18 protein-coding genes are annotated in these 17035 nt (G+C 68.4%); 8 read left to right on the forward strand and 10 right to left on the reverse strand.

Translation table 11 applies throughout. The features are described from left to right. Positions 1-169: 169 nt before the first annotated feature. A complete protein-coding gene (locus ACTJI6_RS04070; RefSeq protein WP_440798069.1) occupies positions 170-859 on the reverse strand; it encodes a fumarylacetoacetate hydrolase family protein in 690 nt (229 codons plus the stop codon). A 170-nt stretch (positions 860-1029) separates the two neighbouring features. Between ACTJI6_RS04070 and ACTJI6_RS04075 the strand changes: the two genes are divergently transcribed. Together ACTJI6_RS04075 and ACTJI6_RS04080 are read left to right on the forward strand one after the other, a co-directional pair. Beyond that, the gene (locus tag ACTJI6_RS04075) at positions 1030-1350 is read left to right on the forward strand and encodes an antibiotic biosynthesis monooxygenase family protein (protein WP_440798071.1); all 321 of its coding nucleotides are present in this window, start codon (positions 1030-1032) and stop codon (positions 1348-1350) included. A 25-nt stretch (positions 1351-1375) separates the two neighbouring features. Further along, entirely contained in the window at positions 1376-2998 is a 1623-nt protein-coding gene (locus ACTJI6_RS04080) for an acyl-CoA synthetase (protein ID WP_440798073.1), read from the forward strand. Here ACTJI6_RS04080 and ACTJI6_RS04085 read toward each other — a convergent pair. The 5 genes from ACTJI6_RS04085 to ACTJI6_RS04105 all read right to left on the reverse strand — a co-directional run bounded on the left by ACTJI6_RS04085 (position 2974) and on the right by ACTJI6_RS04105 (position 6229). Then, positions 2974-3420 carry a DUF1284 domain-containing protein gene (locus tag ACTJI6_RS04085; RefSeq protein WP_440798075.1) on the reverse strand — a complete coding sequence of 149 codons (447 nt, stop codon included), beginning with the start codon at positions 3418-3420 and terminating at the stop codon, positions 2974-2976. The genes ACTJI6_RS04080 and ACTJI6_RS04085 overlap by 25 nt on opposite strands. Next, entirely contained in the window at positions 3417-3980 is a 564-nt protein-coding gene (locus ACTJI6_RS04090) for a biotin transporter BioY (RefSeq protein WP_440798077.1), read from the reverse strand. The genes ACTJI6_RS04085 and ACTJI6_RS04090 overlap by 4 nt, the downstream gene beginning before the upstream one ends. An 88-nt stretch (positions 3981-4068) precedes the next feature. Then, positions 4069-4695 carry a GntR family transcriptional regulator gene (locus ACTJI6_RS04095; RefSeq protein ID WP_440798079.1) on the reverse strand — a complete coding sequence of 209 codons (627 nt, stop codon included), beginning with the start codon at positions 4693-4695 and terminating at the stop codon, positions 4069-4071. Between the two features lie 39 nt (positions 4696-4734). Next, positions 4735-5286 carry a DUF924 family protein gene (locus ACTJI6_RS04100; RefSeq protein WP_440798081.1) on the reverse strand — a complete coding sequence of 184 codons (552 nt, stop codon included), beginning with the start codon at positions 5284-5286 and terminating at the stop codon, positions 4735-4737. 1 nt (position 5287) lies between these two features. Continuing rightward, positions 5288-6229: a pirin family protein gene (locus ACTJI6_RS04105; protein WP_440798082.1), complete on the reverse strand. Its 942-nt coding sequence runs from the start codon at positions 6227-6229 to the stop codon at positions 5288-5290. Between the two features lie 161 nt (positions 6230-6390). Here ACTJI6_RS04105 and ACTJI6_RS04110 point away from each other — a divergent pair, with 161 nt between their 5' ends. Both ACTJI6_RS04110 and ACTJI6_RS04115 read left to right on the forward strand, forming a co-directional pair. Beyond that, positions 6391-7914 (forward strand): VOC family protein, encoded by a 1524-nt coding sequence (locus tag ACTJI6_RS04110; protein ID WP_440798084.1) that lies wholly within the window; start codon positions 6391-6393, stop codon positions 7912-7914. After that, positions 7907-8224, forward strand: a complete 318-nt coding sequence (locus tag ACTJI6_RS04115) for a GNAT family N-acetyltransferase (RefSeq protein WP_440798086.1) — start codon at positions 7907-7909, stop codon at positions 8222-8224. Before ACTJI6_RS04110 ends, ACTJI6_RS04115 begins: the two co-directional genes overlap by 8 nt. Positions 8225-8276: 52 nt before the next feature. Here the strand turns inward: ACTJI6_RS04115 and ACTJI6_RS04120 are convergent, their stop codons facing one another. The 3 genes from ACTJI6_RS04120 to ACTJI6_RS04130 are packed head-to-tail and all read right to left on the reverse strand — an operon-like array spanning position 8277 to position 10585. Further along, the gene (locus ACTJI6_RS04120) at positions 8277-9035 is read right to left on the reverse strand and encodes a VOC family protein (protein WP_440798088.1); all 759 of its coding nucleotides are present in this window, start codon (positions 9033-9035) and stop codon (positions 8277-8279) included. Further along, positions 9032-9592: an NADPH-dependent FMN reductase gene (locus ACTJI6_RS04125; protein ID WP_440798090.1), complete on the reverse strand. Its 561-nt coding sequence runs from the start codon at positions 9590-9592 to the stop codon at positions 9032-9034. The genes ACTJI6_RS04120 and ACTJI6_RS04125 overlap by 4 nt, the downstream gene beginning before the upstream one ends. 51 nt (positions 9593-9643) lie before the next feature. Next, positions 9644-10585, reverse strand: coding sequence for a ring-cleaving dioxygenase (locus tag ACTJI6_RS04130; RefSeq protein ID WP_440798092.1), 942 nt, complete (start codon positions 10583-10585; stop codon positions 9644-9646). 123 nt (positions 10586-10708) lie between these two features. Here ACTJI6_RS04130 and ACTJI6_RS04135 point away from each other — a divergent pair, with 123 nt between their 5' ends. After that, the gene (locus ACTJI6_RS04135; RefSeq protein WP_440798094.1) at positions 10709-11605 is read left to right on the forward strand and encodes a LysR family transcriptional regulator; all 897 of its coding nucleotides are present in this window, start codon (positions 10709-10711) and stop codon (positions 11603-11605) included. Between the two features lie 67 nt (positions 11606-11672). After that, positions 11673-11855 (forward strand): hypothetical protein, encoded by a 183-nt coding sequence (locus ACTJI6_RS04140; protein ID WP_126152617.1) that lies wholly within the window; start codon positions 11673-11675, stop codon positions 11853-11855. Between the two features lie 2 nt (positions 11856-11857). Here the strand turns inward: ACTJI6_RS04140 and ACTJI6_RS04145 are convergent, their stop codons facing one another. Continuing rightward, positions 11858-13459, reverse strand: a complete 1602-nt coding sequence (locus ACTJI6_RS04145) for an alpha-glucosidase family protein (RefSeq protein WP_440798097.1) — start codon at positions 13457-13459, stop codon at positions 11858-11860. A 119-nt stretch (positions 13460-13578) separates the two neighbouring features. Here ACTJI6_RS04145 and glgB point away from each other — a divergent pair, with 119 nt between their 5' ends. Both glgB and glgC read left to right on the forward strand, forming a co-directional pair. Next, complete coding sequence (gene glgB / locus ACTJI6_RS04150) at positions 13579-15771, forward strand: 1,4-alpha-glucan branching protein GlgB (RefSeq protein WP_440798099.1); 2193 nt, start codon at positions 13579-13581, stop codon at positions 15769-15771. Next, positions 15772-17028 carry a glucose-1-phosphate adenylyltransferase gene (glgC, locus tag ACTJI6_RS04155; RefSeq protein WP_440798101.1) on the forward strand — a complete coding sequence of 419 codons (1257 nt, stop codon included), beginning with the start codon at positions 15772-15774 and terminating at the stop codon, positions 17026-17028. The last annotated feature ends 7 nt before the right edge of the window (positions 17029-17035 follow it).

Consider the following 17035-nt stretch of genomic DNA (forward strand, 5'->3'; position numbering starts at 1 on the left):
TCGCCACGCGACGGCCCATCCCTCTGAACCGTCGGGCCGGGCGCCTGCCTTCCGTGGCCGTGGGGTGGCACCGTCTTTAATGGCAAGGTCGCGCGAACGGCGGGGAAAACGTGGGGCGTTTCCCCGTCCCGCCCCGCCGCCCAGCAAGACGGGCCGAGTGCGTGCAGTTTTAAACCACCCGTGTGACCAGCGGCGTCAGCCCCTCGATCTCGACCTTCACCACCTGGCCGCGCGCGACCGCGCCGACCCCCGCCGGGGTGCCGGTGAAGATCAGATCCCCCGCCGCCAGCCGCACCGATTGCGACAGATGCGCGATCACGTCGGCGACCGGCCAGATCATCTGCGACAGGTCGCCGTCCTGCCGCAGGTCGCCATCGACCGTCAGCGCGATGCGGCCCCGATCCAGCGGGCCGGTCTGTGCCGCCGGATGCAGCGTCCCGCAGGCCGCCGACAGATCGAAGGCCTTGGCCAGATCCCAGGGCCGTCCGGCTTTCTTCGCCACCGCCTGAAGGTCGCGCCGGGTAAAGTCGTTGCCCGCCGCATAACCCCAGATCAGCCCCTGCGCATCGCCGGGCGCGATGTCGGTCCCGCCGCCGCCCAGGGCGACGACCAGTTCCGCCTCGAAATGCAGGTCGCCGGTCTGCGGCGGATAGGGCAGATCGCCGCCATCGGTCAGCAACGCGTCGGCGGGCTTTCCGAAGAAGAACGGCGGTTCCCGGTCGGGGTCGTGGCCCATTTCCCGTGCATGGTCGGCATAGTTGCGGCCCACGCAGAAAATTCGCCGCACCGGAAAGCGGCGGCTGTCGCCCGACACGGGAACGGACGGGATGGCGGCGGGCGGGATGACGAAATCGGACATGGGCCGGACCTTTGCTGGTTCGCGGCGGACTGTTCCGCGCCCGTCGCGTCCCGTCAAGGCCGTCTTGGATCGCCCCCCTTACAACCGCGTGACAGCGGTCGAACAAGGGCTTATCCAAGGCACCGAAGCCCGCGGGATCGCCAGCCGGAACCCTTTGGAAAGGACAAACGATGTTCATCGCCATGAACCGCTTTACCGTGCCGGTCGAGAATGCCGAGGCGTTCGAGGCCCTGTGGCTGTCGCGCGACAGCAAGCTGAACGAGCTTCCCGGATTCGTCGAATTCCACATGCTGAAAGGCCCCGAGGAAGACGGGCGGCGCCTTTATGCCTCGCATACCGTATGGGAAAGCGAGGAACATTTCCGGGGCTGGACCCGCAGCCAGCAGTTCCGCGACGCCCATGCCCGCGCGGGCGACACGAAGAGGCTGCACGAAGGCGCGCCCCGATTCGAAGGCTTCACCGCCATCCAGGCCATCGGCCGCGCCGGATAGGATCGAGAAAAGAGGGAGGGGGGACATGAGCGACACCATCTATGACCGGGGGCTGGACGCCTGCGCGGCCAATTTCGCGCAGCTGACGCCGCTGGATTTCCTGGCGCGCACCGCCGCGATCCATCCCGACCGGCTGGCCCTGGTCCATGGCCCGGTGCGGCGGACCTGGGCGCAGGTTCATGACCGGGCCGTCCGCCTGGCAAGCGCCCTGGCCGCGCGCGGCATCGGGCGCGGCGATACGGTCGCGGTGATCGCCCCCAACATTCCCGAACTCTACGAGGCGCATTTCGGCGTGCCGATGCTGGGCGCGGTGCTGAACGCCATCAATACCCGCCTGGACGCCGAGGCCGTCCGCTTCATCCTGCGACACGGAGAGGCCAAGGCCCTGCTGGTGGACAGCGAATTCGCCCTCCTTGCGGCCGAGGCCCTGCAAGGCTGCGACATCGGGCTGGTGGTGGACATCCTGGATCCGGCCGTTCCGCATGGCGATCCGATCGGCGCACTGGATTACGAGGCGCTGCTGGCCGAGGGGGATCCCGCCTATGACTGGCAGCCGCCCAGGGACGAATGGGACGCCATCGCGCTGAACTATACGTCGGGGACCACCGGCAATCCCAAGGGCGTCGTCTATCACCACCGGGGCGCGGCGCTGAACGCGATTTCGCAGTTGCAGGACTGGGGGATGCCCGCGCATTCGGTCTATCTGTGGACGCTGCCGATGTTTCACTGCAACGGCTGGTGCTTCCCCTGGGCGATGGCGGCGAATGCCGGGGTGTCGGTCTGCCTGCGCGCGGTGCGGGCAGAGCCGATCTTCGACCTGATCGCGGACGAGGGCGTCACCCATTTCTGCGGTGCGCCCATCGTGCTGAACATGCTGGCGCAGAACGCGCATCTGAAACGCTTCGACCATCCGGTCAAGGTGATGACCGCAGGCGCGTCGCCCCCCGCCGCCGTCATCCAGGCGATGGAGGACATGGGCGTCGAGGTGACGCATGTCTATGGCCTGACCGAGGTTTACGGCCCGTCGGTCGTCTGCGTCTGGAAGCCGGAATGGAACGATCTGCCCCCCGACCGCCGCGCGCGGCTGAAGGCGCGCCAGGGGGTGCGCAACGCGGCCCTTGCCGGGCTGATGGTGGCCGATCCCGACACGCTGGCGCCGGTTCCCCATGACGGCCAGACGATCGGCGAAATCTTCATGCGCGGCAACAACGTCATGCGCGGATACCTCAAGAACCCCGAGGCCACGGCCCAGGCATTCCGGGGCGGCTGGTTCGCGACCGGCGACCTGGGGGTGATGCATCCCGACGGCTATGTGGAAATCAAGGATCGCAGCAAGGACATCATCATCTCGGGCGGCGAGAACATCTCCTCGGTCGAGATCGAGGACGTGCTGTATCGTCATCCTTCGGTGAACGAAGCCGCCGTGGTCGCCCGGCCCGACGCGAAATGGGGCGAAACGCCCTGCGCCTTCGTCGACCTGCGGCCGGGCAAACAGGCATCCGAGGCCGAGATCATCGCCTTCTGCCGCGATCACATGGCCCATTTCAAGGCGCCCAAGACGGTGGTGTTCGGACCGCTGCCCAAGACCTCGACGGGCAAGATCCAGAAATTCGTGCTGCGCGATCAGGCCCGCAGCCTGTCGGGCTGAGACGCGGGCAGCACCGTCGCGGCAAAGCCGTCCGCGGCGATGTCGCGGCACAGATCCGCCCAGTCGCAGCCCGCGCAGGCGCTGCGGATGCCGCCCTGGGCAAAGGCGCGCCGCATCCGGTCAAGGACGGCGCGGTCCAGCACCAGCCGCTGTCCGGGCGCGACCGGACGCCCCAGCAGGGCCGCCACGTCGCGCGCGGCCTGCGCATCGCACCGCACCACGCTGTCGCCCCGGCAATGGCAGGCCGGGTCGTCCAGCATCGGCGCGCAGACATCGTCGGGGCCTTCGGTCATCACCACCGCCTCGCCCGCCGCGATGCGGGCGGCTATGGCGGTGAACCCCGCCGTGAAGGCGGGGCTGTAGCCCTTGCCCGCATAAGTCAGCAGGCACAGCAGGTGATGCGCGCGCAGGCGGATCGTCATGCGCGGCGCGGACGGCCCAGTTGCCGCAGCGCCAGCGCGCCCACGGCGGATTTCAGCGCCGCTCCCAGCAGGAAGGGCAGCACGCCATGGGTGATGGCCGCGTCCCAGCCGATGCCGCGCGACAGCCAGGCCGCGCCAAGGACCAGGCACAGCAGGTTCCCGGCCAGCATCGACAGGAAGGCCAGCCCGGCGCGGCTGCCGTTCCAGCCGCGTTCCGCCAGCCAGCCGATCAGCGCCGCCATTACCGGGAAGGCGGCCAGATAGCCGCCGGTCGGCCCCGCGAAAGGCGCAAGCCCCGCGGCGCCCCCCGCCAGCACGGGCAGGCCAGCCGCCGCCTGGCCCAGCCAGGCCAGCACCGTCAGCGCGCCCAGCCGCCAGCCATACAGCGCGCCGACCATCGCCACGGCGAAGGTCTGCATGGTGATCGGCACCGGCACCATCGGCACCTCGATCCGCGAGGAAACGGCCAGCAGCACCGTGCCGAAGGCGACGGCCAGCAGGCGGACGGGCAGCGACCGGGATTGCAGGTCCACGGGGCTGAAGGCGGATGATGTGGTCATGGATGTCCCTCTTGTTGAATTATAGATAATCATGGATTCGTCGTGACCAGATACTCCATGAATTATCTATCGGATCAAGAGAAAGGTTTCACCGGCGCGCTGAACGCGGTCTTTGACCGCTGAACTGGATATGCCGCGCCAGCACGGATGCCGCCCGGTCCACGTCGCCGGATCGGAGGGCGTGCAGGATGGCGCGGTGGTCGCGGTCGGTCGGCGCTTCCCATTCGGCGCGCCAGCCGGAAAACAGGAAACGCGCGCTTGCGGTATGCAGATCGGCGATGGATTTCAGCAGGCGCGGCATCCCGCAGGGATCCAGGATCAGCCGGTGGAACTGCCAGTTCGCCTGTTCCCAGGTTTCCACGTCGCCTGCATGATCGCCCGCCCGCGTGGCCTCATCGGCCTGGTCCAGGATGGCGCGGGTCAGGTGCGGCGCGGCATGGCGCAGGGCCAGCACCTCCAGGGCGGCGCGCATCTCGGCGACCTCGCGCACCTCGGCCAGTGAAAAGCCCGCGACACGAAAGCCGCGCCGGGGTTCGCTGACGGCAAGGCCCTGGCTTTCCAATTCCCGGAACGCCTCGCGCACCGGGACATGGCTGGCGCCGAATTCGGCGGCGACGTGATCCTGGCGCAGCCGTTCGCCGGGGGCGATCCGGCCAGAGACGATGCGGGCGGCCAGTTCGCGGCTGATGCGATGGGCAAGGGGTTCCTGGGTCATGGATTATAGATAATCCGGCCCGAACCCGGCGTCCAGCCGTCAGAAGCCGTGATGGGTTTTCAGGAATTCATCCTCGTCCGGGGTGTTCGGCCGGTCCAGGGCGGCGTTCCTGTGCGGGAAGCGGCCGAATTGCTGGATGATGTCGCGGTGCTGGATGGCGAAGTCCAGGCTTCCCGGATCGCCCAGGGCCTCGTACAATTCGACCGAACGGGTCTGATCGGGCAGATCCTCGCTGTGCATGAAGGGCAGATAGAAGAACTGCCGCCGCTTGGCGTCCACCTGCTGGTCGAAGCCCGCATCGACGGCGGCGCGGGCATGGTCCAGGGCCAAATCGTTCGATTCGAAGGCCCGGCCGCTGCCCCGAAAGATGTTGCGGGGAAACTGGTCCAGCACGATCACCAGGGCCAGCGCGCCTTCGGGCGTGGCGGCCCAGTCGTCCAGCTCTCGCCGATGGGCGGCCTGGTAGGTGGCGGCGAAGCGGTCGCGGATGGCCGCGTCGATATCGTCGGATTTGGCGAACCAGTTCGGCTCCATCCGGTCCGAGAACCAGAAATCCAGCACGTCGGCGGCAGTGGCGGGTTCGGTCGTCATGTCAGTTCCTTTCCGGCAGCGGAATATGTTCGGCCCGGTCGGTGGGCGGCAGGTCGAACAGACCCGTGCCCCAACGCCCGGCCCGCCATTGGCGTTTCGCCTCGTCAATGCGGTCGCGGGACGATGCCACGAAGTTCCACCAGATGTGGCGCGGCCCGTTCAGCGTCGCCCCGCCCAGGGCCATCAGCCGCGCGCCCCGGTCGCCCGCCTGCACGGTGATCGCGTCGCCGGGGCGGAACACCATCATCTGCCCGGACTCGAAATCCTGCCCGGCGATGCGGACGCTGCCCTGGGTGACGTAGAGGCCGCGATCCTCGTGATCGCCGGGCAGCGGAAAGCGCGCGCGCGGATCCAGCGTCACGTCCAGATAGAAGGTGTCGGAATAGATCGTCGCGGGCGCGGTTTCGCCATAGGCGCGGCCCAGGATCAGCCGGGCGTCGATGCCCGCGTCGCGGATCACCGGCAGCGCGTCGCGGCCGTGATGCTCGAACGAGGGGGCCATGTCCTCGTGCGTCTCGGGCAGGGCGATCCAGGTCTGGATGCCGAACAGGCTGCTGGGGCCGCGGCGCGCCGCTTCGGGGCTGCGCTCGGAATGGGTGACGCCCTTGCCTGCCACCATCCAGTTCAGCGCGCCGGGCGTGATGACCTGGTCCGCCCCGGTGCTGTCGCGATGCTGGAAGCTGCCGCGATACAGATAGGTCACGGTTCCCAGCCCGATATGCGGATGGGGACGAACGTCGATGCCCTGATTGGTCAGGAACTCGGCCGGGCCCATCTGGTCGAAGAAGATGAAGGGGCCGACCATCTGGCGCCTCGGTGCGGGCAGGGCGCGGCGCACCTCGAACCCGCCCAGGTCGCGGGCGCGGGGGATGATCAGCGTCTCGATGGCGTCTGCGCCGATCTGGTCGGGACAGCCTGGGGCCAGGGCGGGGTTCCAGCTCATGTCGTTCCTCCTGTCGCCCCAGGATAGGTCCGGTTGCCGCAGGGTGCCAAGCCCGCAGGCGTTCGCGGGGACCGAACGCCGGGTTGGTGCGCAGGACGGTGGCGCGGATGCGCGCGGAACCGCATCTTGGGGCGAAAGTTTTCCAAGCTGGGGGAAGGGCGATGACCAGCGGACTGCATCATGTGACGGCGATCACCCGCGACGTTCAGGCGAATGTCGATTTCTGGATGGGCTTTCTGGGCCTGTCGCTGGTCAAGCAGACGGCGGGGTTCGAGGATGCCGAGCAGCTGCACCTGTTCTATGGCGATCCCGCCGGGGCGCCCGGCAGCCTGGTCAGCTTCCTGGTCTGGCAGGACGGCGCGCCGGGCCGCACCGGCCATGGGCGGGTGGCGGAAATCGCGCTGGCGATCCCGCGCGCCCGGATCGGCGACTGGCTGACCCGCGCCATGCAGCGGGGCCTGCGCATCGAAGGCCCGGTCCGCGAATTCGGCGAATCCGTGCTGCGGCTGAAGGATCCCGACGGCATCATCGTCAAGCTGGTGGGCATCGACCTGCCCGATACCGGCTGGCCCGCGGCGCCCGCCGCCCTGCGCGCCGTGACGATCTGGTCCGAGGTGCCGGACCGGACCGCCGCTTTCCTGCGCCCCTTCGGCTATCGCGACGGCGGGGCCGAGGGCGGGCTGAGGCGGCTGCTGTCGGACAGCGACGCCATCGACATCCGCGACGCCTCGGGCTTCGTGCCGGGCATTCCGGGAACAGGGGTCGTCGACCATGTGGCGCTGCGGGTGCCCGATGCGGCGGCATTGCAGCGCCATCACGATGCCTTGAAGGCCCGCGACGCGGGCGATGTGACGGTTCACGACCGCAAGTATTTCGTGTCGCTTTACGTCCGCGAACCGGGCGATACGCTGATCGAGCTTGCGACCGACGGACCGGGCATGGCGGTGGACGAGGATGCGGACGGCCTGGGGCGGATCCTGATGATCCCGCCGCATTTCGCCGGGACCGAGGATTTGCCCCTGCGACTGCCTCAATTCGCCCGGCCGGGCGAGGAAAGGACAAGGATGAGAGAGCTTCCCTTCGTTCACCGGCTGCGCCAGCCCGACGCCCCCGACGGATCGGCCATGGTGCTGCTGCACGGCACCGGCGGGTCCGAGGCCGACCTGATGCCGCTGGCCCATCGCATCGCCCCCCATGCGACGCTGCTGGGCGTGCGTGGCCGTTCGGCCGAGGAAGGCGTGGCGCGCTTCTTCCGCCGCACCTCGATGACCAGCTTCGACCAGGACGACATCCGCGCCGAGGCCGAGGCTTTCGCGGCCTTCTGGCAGGGCGCGCTGTCGGCCTATGACCTGGATCCGGCGCGGATCACGGTGATGGGGTACAGCAACGGCGCGAATTTCGCCGCCGCCGTGATGGGCCTTCATCCCGGCCTGATCCGCCGCGCGATCCTGATGCGGCCGATGGCGGTGCTGGAGGATCTGCCGCAGGCCGACCTGACCGGCGTGTCGGTGCTGACCCTGACCGGGGCGCGCGATCCATACGGCCCGCACGCGCCGCGCCTGAACGACTGGCTGGCGGCGCAGGGCGCGACGCTGGACGCGCGGGTTGTCGCCGGCGGGCATGAGCTGTCGCCCGACGATCTGGCAGAGTCTGCGGATTGGATGAAAGGGGCGCGGGATGGCTGAGATCACGGTTTCCAGAGAAGACATCGATGCCCGGCACGGCCGCTATGTCGCGCGCGTGGCGGGCATCGACGCCGAGGCCGAACTGACCTTCACCCATCGCGGCCAGGATCGGATCAGCGCCGATCACACCGGCGCGCCCGAGGCGCTGCGCGGCACCGGCGCGGCGGGCGCCCTGGTCGAGGCGATGGTCGCCGACGCCCGGAAGACGGGCTTTCGGATCGTGCCGCTGTGTTCCTATGTGGCGGCGCGCTATGCCAGGAACCCGGACTGGGCCGATGCCTTCGCCACCGCGCCGGGGGAACAGGCGTAGGGTGGGGTTCCACCCCACCGTTCGCCGGGGCGTGGTGGGGTGAAACCCCACCCTACACAAAACGGAACCGCGTTCCCCACGGATCGGCGATGGCCTGCCCCGCGCGGGCGGGATCCTTGATCGCAACCTCGGCCAGCCCGGTCATGCCCCGGTCGCGCGGACCTGCGCCCCGGCTGTTCCAGACGTTCCCGGCCAGGTGGTGGTGATAGCCGTTCCAGCCGTACCAGGCCCCACCCGGCCCGTCGAAGGTCCGCGTCAGCGCCAGATCGCCCGCGAAGAAATCCTCGGCCCGGTCCAGGTCGCCCACCTGCAAATGGACATGGCCGACGCTGCTGCCGTCGGGCGCGCCGGACCAGGGCCGGTCGGCAAGGGTCAGCAGCCCGTCCAGATCCAGCCGCAGCGTGACCATCTGGATCCGGTCGCCGTCGCGATGCCATTCCGACGCCGGGCGGTCCCAGTAGATCTCGATCCCGTTGCCTTCCGGGTCGTCCAGATAGATCGCCTCGCTGACGCCGTGATCGCTGGCGCCGGTCAGGCGGACGCGGCTTTCGGCGGCGTGGCGCAGCCAGCGGGCCAGGTCGGCGCGGTCGGGCAGCAGGAAGGCGGTATGGAACAGCCCCGCCTGGCGCGGGTCGCGGGGCCGGGCGGCGGTGTCGCCGCGCAGTTCCAGCAGCGTTCGCCCGCCCGCGCCCAGCCGCGCGGTTTCGCCGTCGCCGCCCAGCGGCGCCAGGCCAAGGGTGTCGCGATAGAAAGCCGTCATGGCGGGCAGGTCGCGCACCGTCAGGGCAACGTGGTCGATGGCAGGGGTCATGATGTTTCCTGTCCTGTCTTCAGGCTGGCTGCGAAGCCCGCGATGAAATCGGCCAGCATTTGCCGGGTCTTGTCGTCGGTCAGGGTGCCGTCCGCGTCGAACAGCCCGCCCGCGCGCGACACCATCAGCCGCCCGTCCCACCAGGGCCGGGTCCGCAGGGTCCGCAGCACCGGCAGCCAGTGCGCCTGCGCCAGCGTGGTCCCGAACCCGCCGGGCGAGGCGCCGATGACCGCGACAGGCTTGTTCGCGAACAGCGCCAGGCCGTCGCCGCGCGACATCCAGTCGATGACGTTCTTGAACACGCCGGGGATGCCGTTGTTGTATTCGGGCGTCACCAGCAGCAGCCCGTCGGCCTGCGCAAGCTGGCGGTTCAATTCGGCGACCGCCGGGGGCGTGCCGTTGGCGGCTTCAAGATCGCCGTCATACAGCGGCACGCCGGAAATGTCGCCGATGCGGATGGTGACGCCTTCGGGCGCCCCGTCGCGCGCGGCCCGCAGCAGCCCGCTGTTGAGCGAGGCGCGGCGCAGGCTGCCCGACAGGCCGAGGATGGTGGTCATGATGGGATCTCCTGTGACGATGCCGGGGGCAGGGTGCCCCCGGCGCCGGGGTCAGTCCAGCGGTTTCAGCCCGGCTTCGATGGCCGCTCGGCGACCCTCGAGGAAGGGAGGCAGCGACAGGCCCTGGCCCATCGTCTCGCGCGGTTCGTCCACGTCGAAGCCGGGACCGTCGGTCGCCAGTTCGAACAGGTTGCCGCCCGGTTCGCGGAAATAGAGCGAGCGGAAGTAATACCGCTCGACCTCGCCGGAATTGGGCACCCGCAACCCGCGCAGCCGGGCGGTCCATTCGGTCAGCGCCGCTGGGTCGGGAACCCGGAAGGCGACGTGATGGACGCCGCCCGCGCCCTGCCGGGCCACGGGCAGGCCGGGCTGGACCGCGACATGCAGTTCCGCCGCCGCCCCGCCGTCGCCCATCTGGAAGACATGGACCTGGCCTTCGCCGTCCGGGCTGGGATAGTCGCGGACCTTCCGCATGTTCATCGCCTGGGTCAGCACGGCCTCGGTCGGAGCCAGGTCGGGGACCGAGATGGTGACCGGCCCCAGGCCCCGGATCTGGTGTTCTGCCGGAACCGGGCTTCGGTCCCAGGGCTGGCCCGCCGGATCGGGGGCGGCGACCAGGCGCAGGCGCTGGCCTTCGGGATCCTCGACATCCAGGCTGGCGCGGCCGTCCAGCGCGGCCACCCTGCCGGTCGACACGCCCAGGTCGGCCAGGCGCGCGGCCCAGAACTCCAGGCTGGCTTCCGCCACCCGCAGCCCGGTCCGGCTGATCGAATGGGTGCCGCGCCGTTCGCGGGCGGCGGGCCAGTCGAAGAAGGTGATGTCGGTGCCGGGCGTGCCCGCGCCATCCGCGAAGAACAGGTGATAGGCCGAGGTGTCGTCCTGGTTCACGGTCTTCTTCACCCGGCGCAGGCCCAGCGTTTCGGTATAGAAGCGGTTGTTGCCGGGCGCGTCGGCGGTGATGGCGGTCAGGTGATGGATGCCGGTCAGTTGCATGATGCGGTTCCTTGTCCTTGGTCGACGCCAATATGGCGCGGTGGTCCCGTTCGGAACAGCCGCCCCCTGCGCAAAGCGGCGTTCGCTTCTTGCGAACGGGCGGGCGGCGGCTATGGTTGCGGGATGAACTGGTCGATCAGCGACATCCAGACCTTCCTGTCCGTGCTGGACGCGGGCAGCATCTCGGCCGCCGCCGCACGGGCCGATCTGTCGAAATCCGTGGTCAGCAAGCGCATCAGCGATTTCGAGGCCGCCCTGGGCGTGGCCCTGTTCGTCCGCAACGCGGGCCGCATCGCGCCCACCGACACCGCCCTGACCCTGGCCGAGCGGCTGCGCCCGGCGCTGGCCGAACTGATCGCAGCCACCGAAAGCGTGGGCGCCCAGGCCGATCTGCGCGGACGGCTGGCCATCGCCGCGCCGATGAGCTTTGGCATCCGCCATCTTGGCCCGGTGATCGCCGGTTTCGCCCGCGCCCATCCGGGGCTGGAGATCGTGCTGGATTACGACGACCAGCTGGCCGATCTGGGCCGGGCGGGTTTCGACGCGGGTCTGCGCATCGGCGAGTTGAAGGACAGCAGCCTGATGGCCCGCCGCGTCTGCGAGGATCCGCGCGTCCTGGTGGCCAGTCCCGATTATCTGGGCGTGCATGGCCCGATCCGCGCGCCCGCCGAACTGGCTCGGCACCGCGCGATCGGGTATCTGAACGCCCGGCTGGGCGACATCTGGCCCTTCGACGGCCTCGCGCCGCCGCCGCTGGGGCGGATCACCGCGAACAACGGCGATGCGATCCGCGACATGGCGGTGGGCGGGCTGGGGCTTGCGCTGCTGCCGATGTTCATCGTCCACGACGCGCTGCGCGACGGGCGTCTGGTGCGGCTGCTGCCCGGCCTGCCGCAGCGGCCCCTGCCGATCAGCGTGGTCTGGCCGCCGGTCCGGCCGATGCCGCGCAAGACCCGCGCCTTTGTCGACCATGTGGCGGATGCCTTTGCCGGGGCGCCGCCCTGGCTGGAGGGGTTGTGAAAGGCCGGGGGTTTCACACCCCCGGACCCCCGTGGGATATTTGAAGTCCAAAGCAGGAGCCGTTGAGATGCTGGTCGATCCGAACGCGCCGTTTTTCCGATCCCTCTGGGTGCGGATCCTGTGTGTCTTCGTGCCGCTGGCCTGGGCGGGGGTCGAGATCTGGACCGGCAACCCCTTCTGGGCGCTTCTGTCGGGCGCCGCCGGTCTTTATCTGGCCTATGAGTTGTTCCTGCGCCGCGATCCAGGCTGAGGTCAGGCCAGCAGGCCGACCGCGCGGTCAAGCCAGGCAAAGCCGTTGGGCGGCAGGCTCAGCACCCGGCCCGACAGGGTGGCGTGCGAGGGGCCGGTCAGGTCCGCCTTGTCCGACAGCGTCAGCGTCGCCGGGGTCTTGGACAGGTTGAACACGCAGGTCAGCGCCTGCCCGCCGTCGCCGCGATGGAAGGCCAGCAGCGGTTCGGGCAGGTCCAGGAACGACGTCTCGCCCACCCGCAGCGGCGGCTGGGCCTTGCGAAAGGCGATGGTCGCGCGATAGGCCGACAGCACGCTGTCATTGTCGGCCTGCTGGCCCGCCACATGGCGCGCGGCCTGGGGTTCCTTGACCGGCAGCCAGGGCCGGGCGTCGGAAAACCCGGCATGGGCGCTGTCGTCCCAGACCATCGGCGTGCGGCAGCCGTCGCGGCCCCTGACCTCGGGCCAGAAGCGCAGGGCCGGGGGGTCGGTCAGTTCGTCATAGGAAAGGTCGGTTTCCGTCTGGCCCAGTTCCTCGCCCTGATAGAGACAGATGGTGCCGGGGAAGGACAGCAGCATCGCCGCCGCCTGCCGGGCGATGGCTTCGGGCGATTCGGCATGGGGCAGCCAGCGGGTGACGTGGCGGAACACGTCGTGGTTGGAAAAGGACCAGCAGGCATGGCTGTCAGGCGCGCCGTTATGGACGCCCTCGATCGTGTGGCGGAAATGCCGGGCGGAGAATTGCGGGCTGAGCATCTCGAAGCTGTAGCACATGTGCAGCCGGTCGCTGCCCGCCGTGTATTCGGCCATGATGCGGATCGAGGTGTCGCCGCCGTCGCCCACCTCGCCCACCATCATGCGGGCGTCGTATTCGTCGGTCAACTTGCGCATCCGCTTCAGGAAGGGAATGTTTTCCGGGCGGTTCTTGGAATAGATGTGGCGTTGCAGGTTATAGGTGTCCGGCCCGGCATGGTCGGGATTGGGCGGGTTGTCGCGCAGCCGGGCGTCGTGGAAGTAATAGTTCACCGTATCCAGCCGGAACCCGTCCACGCCGCGTTCCAGCCAGAAGCGCATCGTGTCCAGAAGCGCGTCCTGCACGTCGCGGTTCCACAGGTTCAGGTCGGGCTGTTCGATCAGGAAGTTGTGCAGGTAGTATTGTCTCCGCCGTGGCTCCCATTCCCAGGCAGGGCCGCCGAAGACCGAGGGCCAGTTGTTGGGCGGCGTGCCGTCGGGGTTCGGGTCGGCCCAGACATACCAGTCGGACTTGTCGTTGTCGCGCGACCGGCGGCTTTCCGCGAACCAGGGGTGGCGGTCGCTGGAATGGCTGATCACCTGGTCGATGATGACCTTCAGCCCCAGCTCATGCGCGCGGGCCACAAGCGCGTCGAAATCGGCCAGCGTGCCGAACAGCGGGTCGATGTCGCAGTAGTCGCTGACATCGTAGCCCATGTCCTTCATCGGGCTGGTGAAGATCGGCGACAGCCAGATCGCGTCCACCCCCAGCGAGGCGACGTGATCCAGCCGCCGGGTGATGCCGGGCAGGTCGCCGATGCCGTTCCCGTCGCTGTCCTGAAAGCTGCGGGGATAGATCTGATAGATCACCGCGTCGCGCCACCATTCGGTCATAAGGGTCTCCTGTCCGTTCGGTCTTGGGCCGATAGAACACGATGACGGTGGCACCGGAAAGGCGGTTTCCGCGTTATGAGACGGATTGCCCCGAGTGATGGGCCGGTTAAGGTGGGTGCATGGGACAGACGCCGGAACGCTTGCGCCTGACGAACGACGACATCGCCGCCCTGTCCGGCGGGCGCTGCGACCGGCCGTTCGACATCCTGGGACCGCATGACGGCTGGCTGACCGTCCTTCATCCCGACATCGCCGCCCTGTCCGCCATGACCGAAGCGGGCGAGATCCCGCTGGAGCGGGTGTCGGGCGACCTGTTCCGGGGCCGGGTGGGCGGGGCCTATCGGCTGAAGGCGCGGTCGGCAGGCGGGGTGGAATGGGTTTTCGAAGATCCTTACCGCTTCGCCCCCGTGCTGGGGGACATCGACCTGCACCTGCTGGGCGAGGGGACGCATCGGCGCCTGTGGCAGGCGCTTGGCGCGCATGTCATCACCCATGAAGGCGTCGCGGGAACGCATTTCGCGGTCTGGGCGCCGAATGCGCGGCGCGTGTCGGTGGTGGGACCGTTCAACGCCTGGGACGGGCGGCGCCATCCCATGCGCCGGGTCGGCGGCAGCGGCGTGTGGGAGATTTTCCTGCCCGGCGTGGCGGAAGGCGCGCTGTACAAATACGAGATCCTGGGCGCCGATGGCGGGTTGCTGATGAAGGCCGACCCGGTGGGCTTCGGCAGCCAGCATCCGCCGGAAAAGGCCAGCGTCGTGCGCGATATTTCCGGCTATGGCTGGAAGGACGCGGCCTGGATGGAGGGGCGGGTCCAGGCGCAGGACCGCCGGGCGCCGATCAGCATCTATGAGGTGCATCTGGGATCCTGGCGCCGCCGCCTGGATCAGGGCGGGCGGCCCCTGTCCTACAAGGAACTGGCGCGCGATCTGGTGGCCTATGCCCGCGACATGGGCTTCACGCATCTGGAACTGCTGCCGGTCAGCGAATTTCCCTTCGACGGATCCTGGGGATACCAGCCGGTCGGGCTTTATGCGCCCACCATCCGCTTCGGCCCGCCGCACGAATTCCGCGACCTGGTCGAATCCGCGCATGAGGCGGGCCTGGGCGTGCTGCTGGACTGGGTGCCCGGCCATTTCCCGACCGATGCGCATGGGCTGGCCCGTTTCGACGGGACCGCGCTTTACGAACATGCCGATCCGCGCGAAGGGTTCCACCAGGACTGGAACACCCTGATCTACAACTATGGCCGGACCGAGGTCCGCAATTACCTGATCGCCAACGCGCTGTATTGGCTGGAGGAATACCATATCGACGGACTGCGCGTGGATGCGGTGGCATCGATGCTGTATCGCGACTATTCCCGGCGCGAGGGTCAATGGATCCCCAACAAGCATGGCGGGCGCGAGAACCTGGAGGCCATCGATTTCCTGAAGGCCATGAACGTCGCGGCCTATGCGGAATCGCCCGGCATCATGACCGTGGCCGAGGAAAGCACGTCATTCCCCAAGGTTTCGGCCCCCGTGGACGCGGGGGGCCTGGGCTTCGGGTTCAAGTGGAACATGGGCTGGATGAACGACACGCTGCGCTATATGAGCCGCGATCCCGTCCATCGGCGCTATCACCACGACCTGATGACCTTCGGGCTGATGTATGCGTTTTCGGAAAACTTCATCCTGCCGATCAGCCATGACGAGGTGGTCCACGGCAAGGGATCCATGCTGCGCAAGATGCCGGGCGACGAATGGCAGCAGTTCGCGAATCTGCGGGCCTATTACGGCTTCATGTGGGGCCATCCGGGCAAGAAGCTGCTGTTCATGGGCTGCGAGTTCGCCCAGCCCGAGGAGTGGAACCATAACGGCGAACTGAACTGGCCCGCCGCCGCCGAAGCCCGGCATCAGGGCGTGCAGGCCCTGGTGCGCGACCTGAACCGGCTTTATCGCGACACGCCCGCGCTTTACCGCAAGGATGCCGATCCCGACGGTTTCCAGTGGGTCGCGACGGATGCGGCGCAATCGACCTATGTCTGGATCCGGCGCGGCGATCCCGGCGATCCGCCGGTTGTGGTCGCCTGCAACTTCACGCCCGTGCCGCGCGCCGATTTCCGCATCGGCGTCCCGCAGCCCGGACCCTGGCGCGAGGCGATCAACACCGACGCGGCGATCTATGGCGGCAGCGGCAAGGGCAATCTTGGAGGAGTGACGGCCACCGAAGCGCCGCAGGACGGGCAGCCCGCGTCCATGGCGGTGATGCTGCCGCCCCTGTCGGTGGTGATCTTCGTCGCGGGCAAGGACGAACATGGGGAGGATGTTTGAATGGCCGAGAAACGATTGACCCGCCGCGCGATGGCCTTCGTGCTGGCCGGGGGACGGGGCAGCCGGTTGCGGGAACTGACCGACCGCCGCGTCAAGCCCGCCGTCTATTTCGGCGGCAAGACCCGCATCATCGACTTCGCGCTGTCGAACGCCATGAATTCCGGCATCCGCAAGATCGCCATCGCCACCCAGTACAAGGCCCACAGCCTGATCCGGCATGTGCAGCGCGGCTGGAACTTCTTTCGCGCGGAACGCAACGAATTCATGGACATCCTGCCCGCCAGCCAGCGATACGACGAATCCATGTGGTATCGCGGCACCGCCGACGCGGTGGCCCAGAACATCGACATCGTGGACAGCTATGATGTCGACTACATCATCATCCTGGCGGGGGACCATATCTACAAGATGGATTACGAGATCATGCTGCGCGAACATTGCGAAAGCGGCGCGGACGTGACCATCGGCTGCCTGACCGTTCCCCGGATGGAGGCCACGGCCTTCGGCGTGATGGCGGTGGACGATGCGGGGCGCATCACCTCGTTCCTGGAAAAGCCCGCCGATCCGCCGGGGATGCCCGACGATCCCGACAGCGCCCTGGCGTCGATGGGGATCTATGTGTTCAACTGGCCGTTCCTGCGCGACCTGCTGCAAAAGGATGCCGAGGATCCGAATTCCAGCCATGATTTCGGCCACGACCTGATTCCCGCCATCGTCAGGAACGGCAAGGCGATGGCGCACCGCTTCGATACCTCTTGCGTGCGCGATCCGGGCGCGCCCGCATACTGGAAGGACGTGGGCACGGTGGACGCCTTCTGGCAGGCCAATATCGACCTGACCGATTTCACGCCGGAACTGAACCTGTGGGACCGCGAATGGCCGATCTGGACCTATTCCGAAAGCGTGCCGCCCGCCAAGTTCATCCATGACGAAAAGGACCGGCGCGGCATCGCCGTGTCGTCGATGGTCTCGGGGGGCTGCATCATCTCGGGGACCGAGATCCGCAATTCGCTGCTGTTCACGCAGGTCCATACCAACAGCTATGCGCAACTGGATCATGTGGTGGCGCTGCCCTATGTGACGGTGCAGCGGCGCGCCCGGCTGACCCGCGCGGTGATCGACCGGGGCGTCGTCATCCCCGAGGGTCTGGTGGTGGGCGAGGTTCCCGCCGAGGACGCCCGCTGGTTCCGCGTCAGCGACGGCGGCATCACCCTGATCACCCAGGACATGCTGGACCGCCGGGCGGCCAGTCTGTGAAGGAGGG

This window comes from Paracoccus sp. 22332 (genome assembly GCF_052045125.1).
Classification (GTDB): Bacteria; Pseudomonadota; Alphaproteobacteria; order Rhodobacterales; family Rhodobacteraceae; genus Paracoccus; species Paracoccus haematequi_A.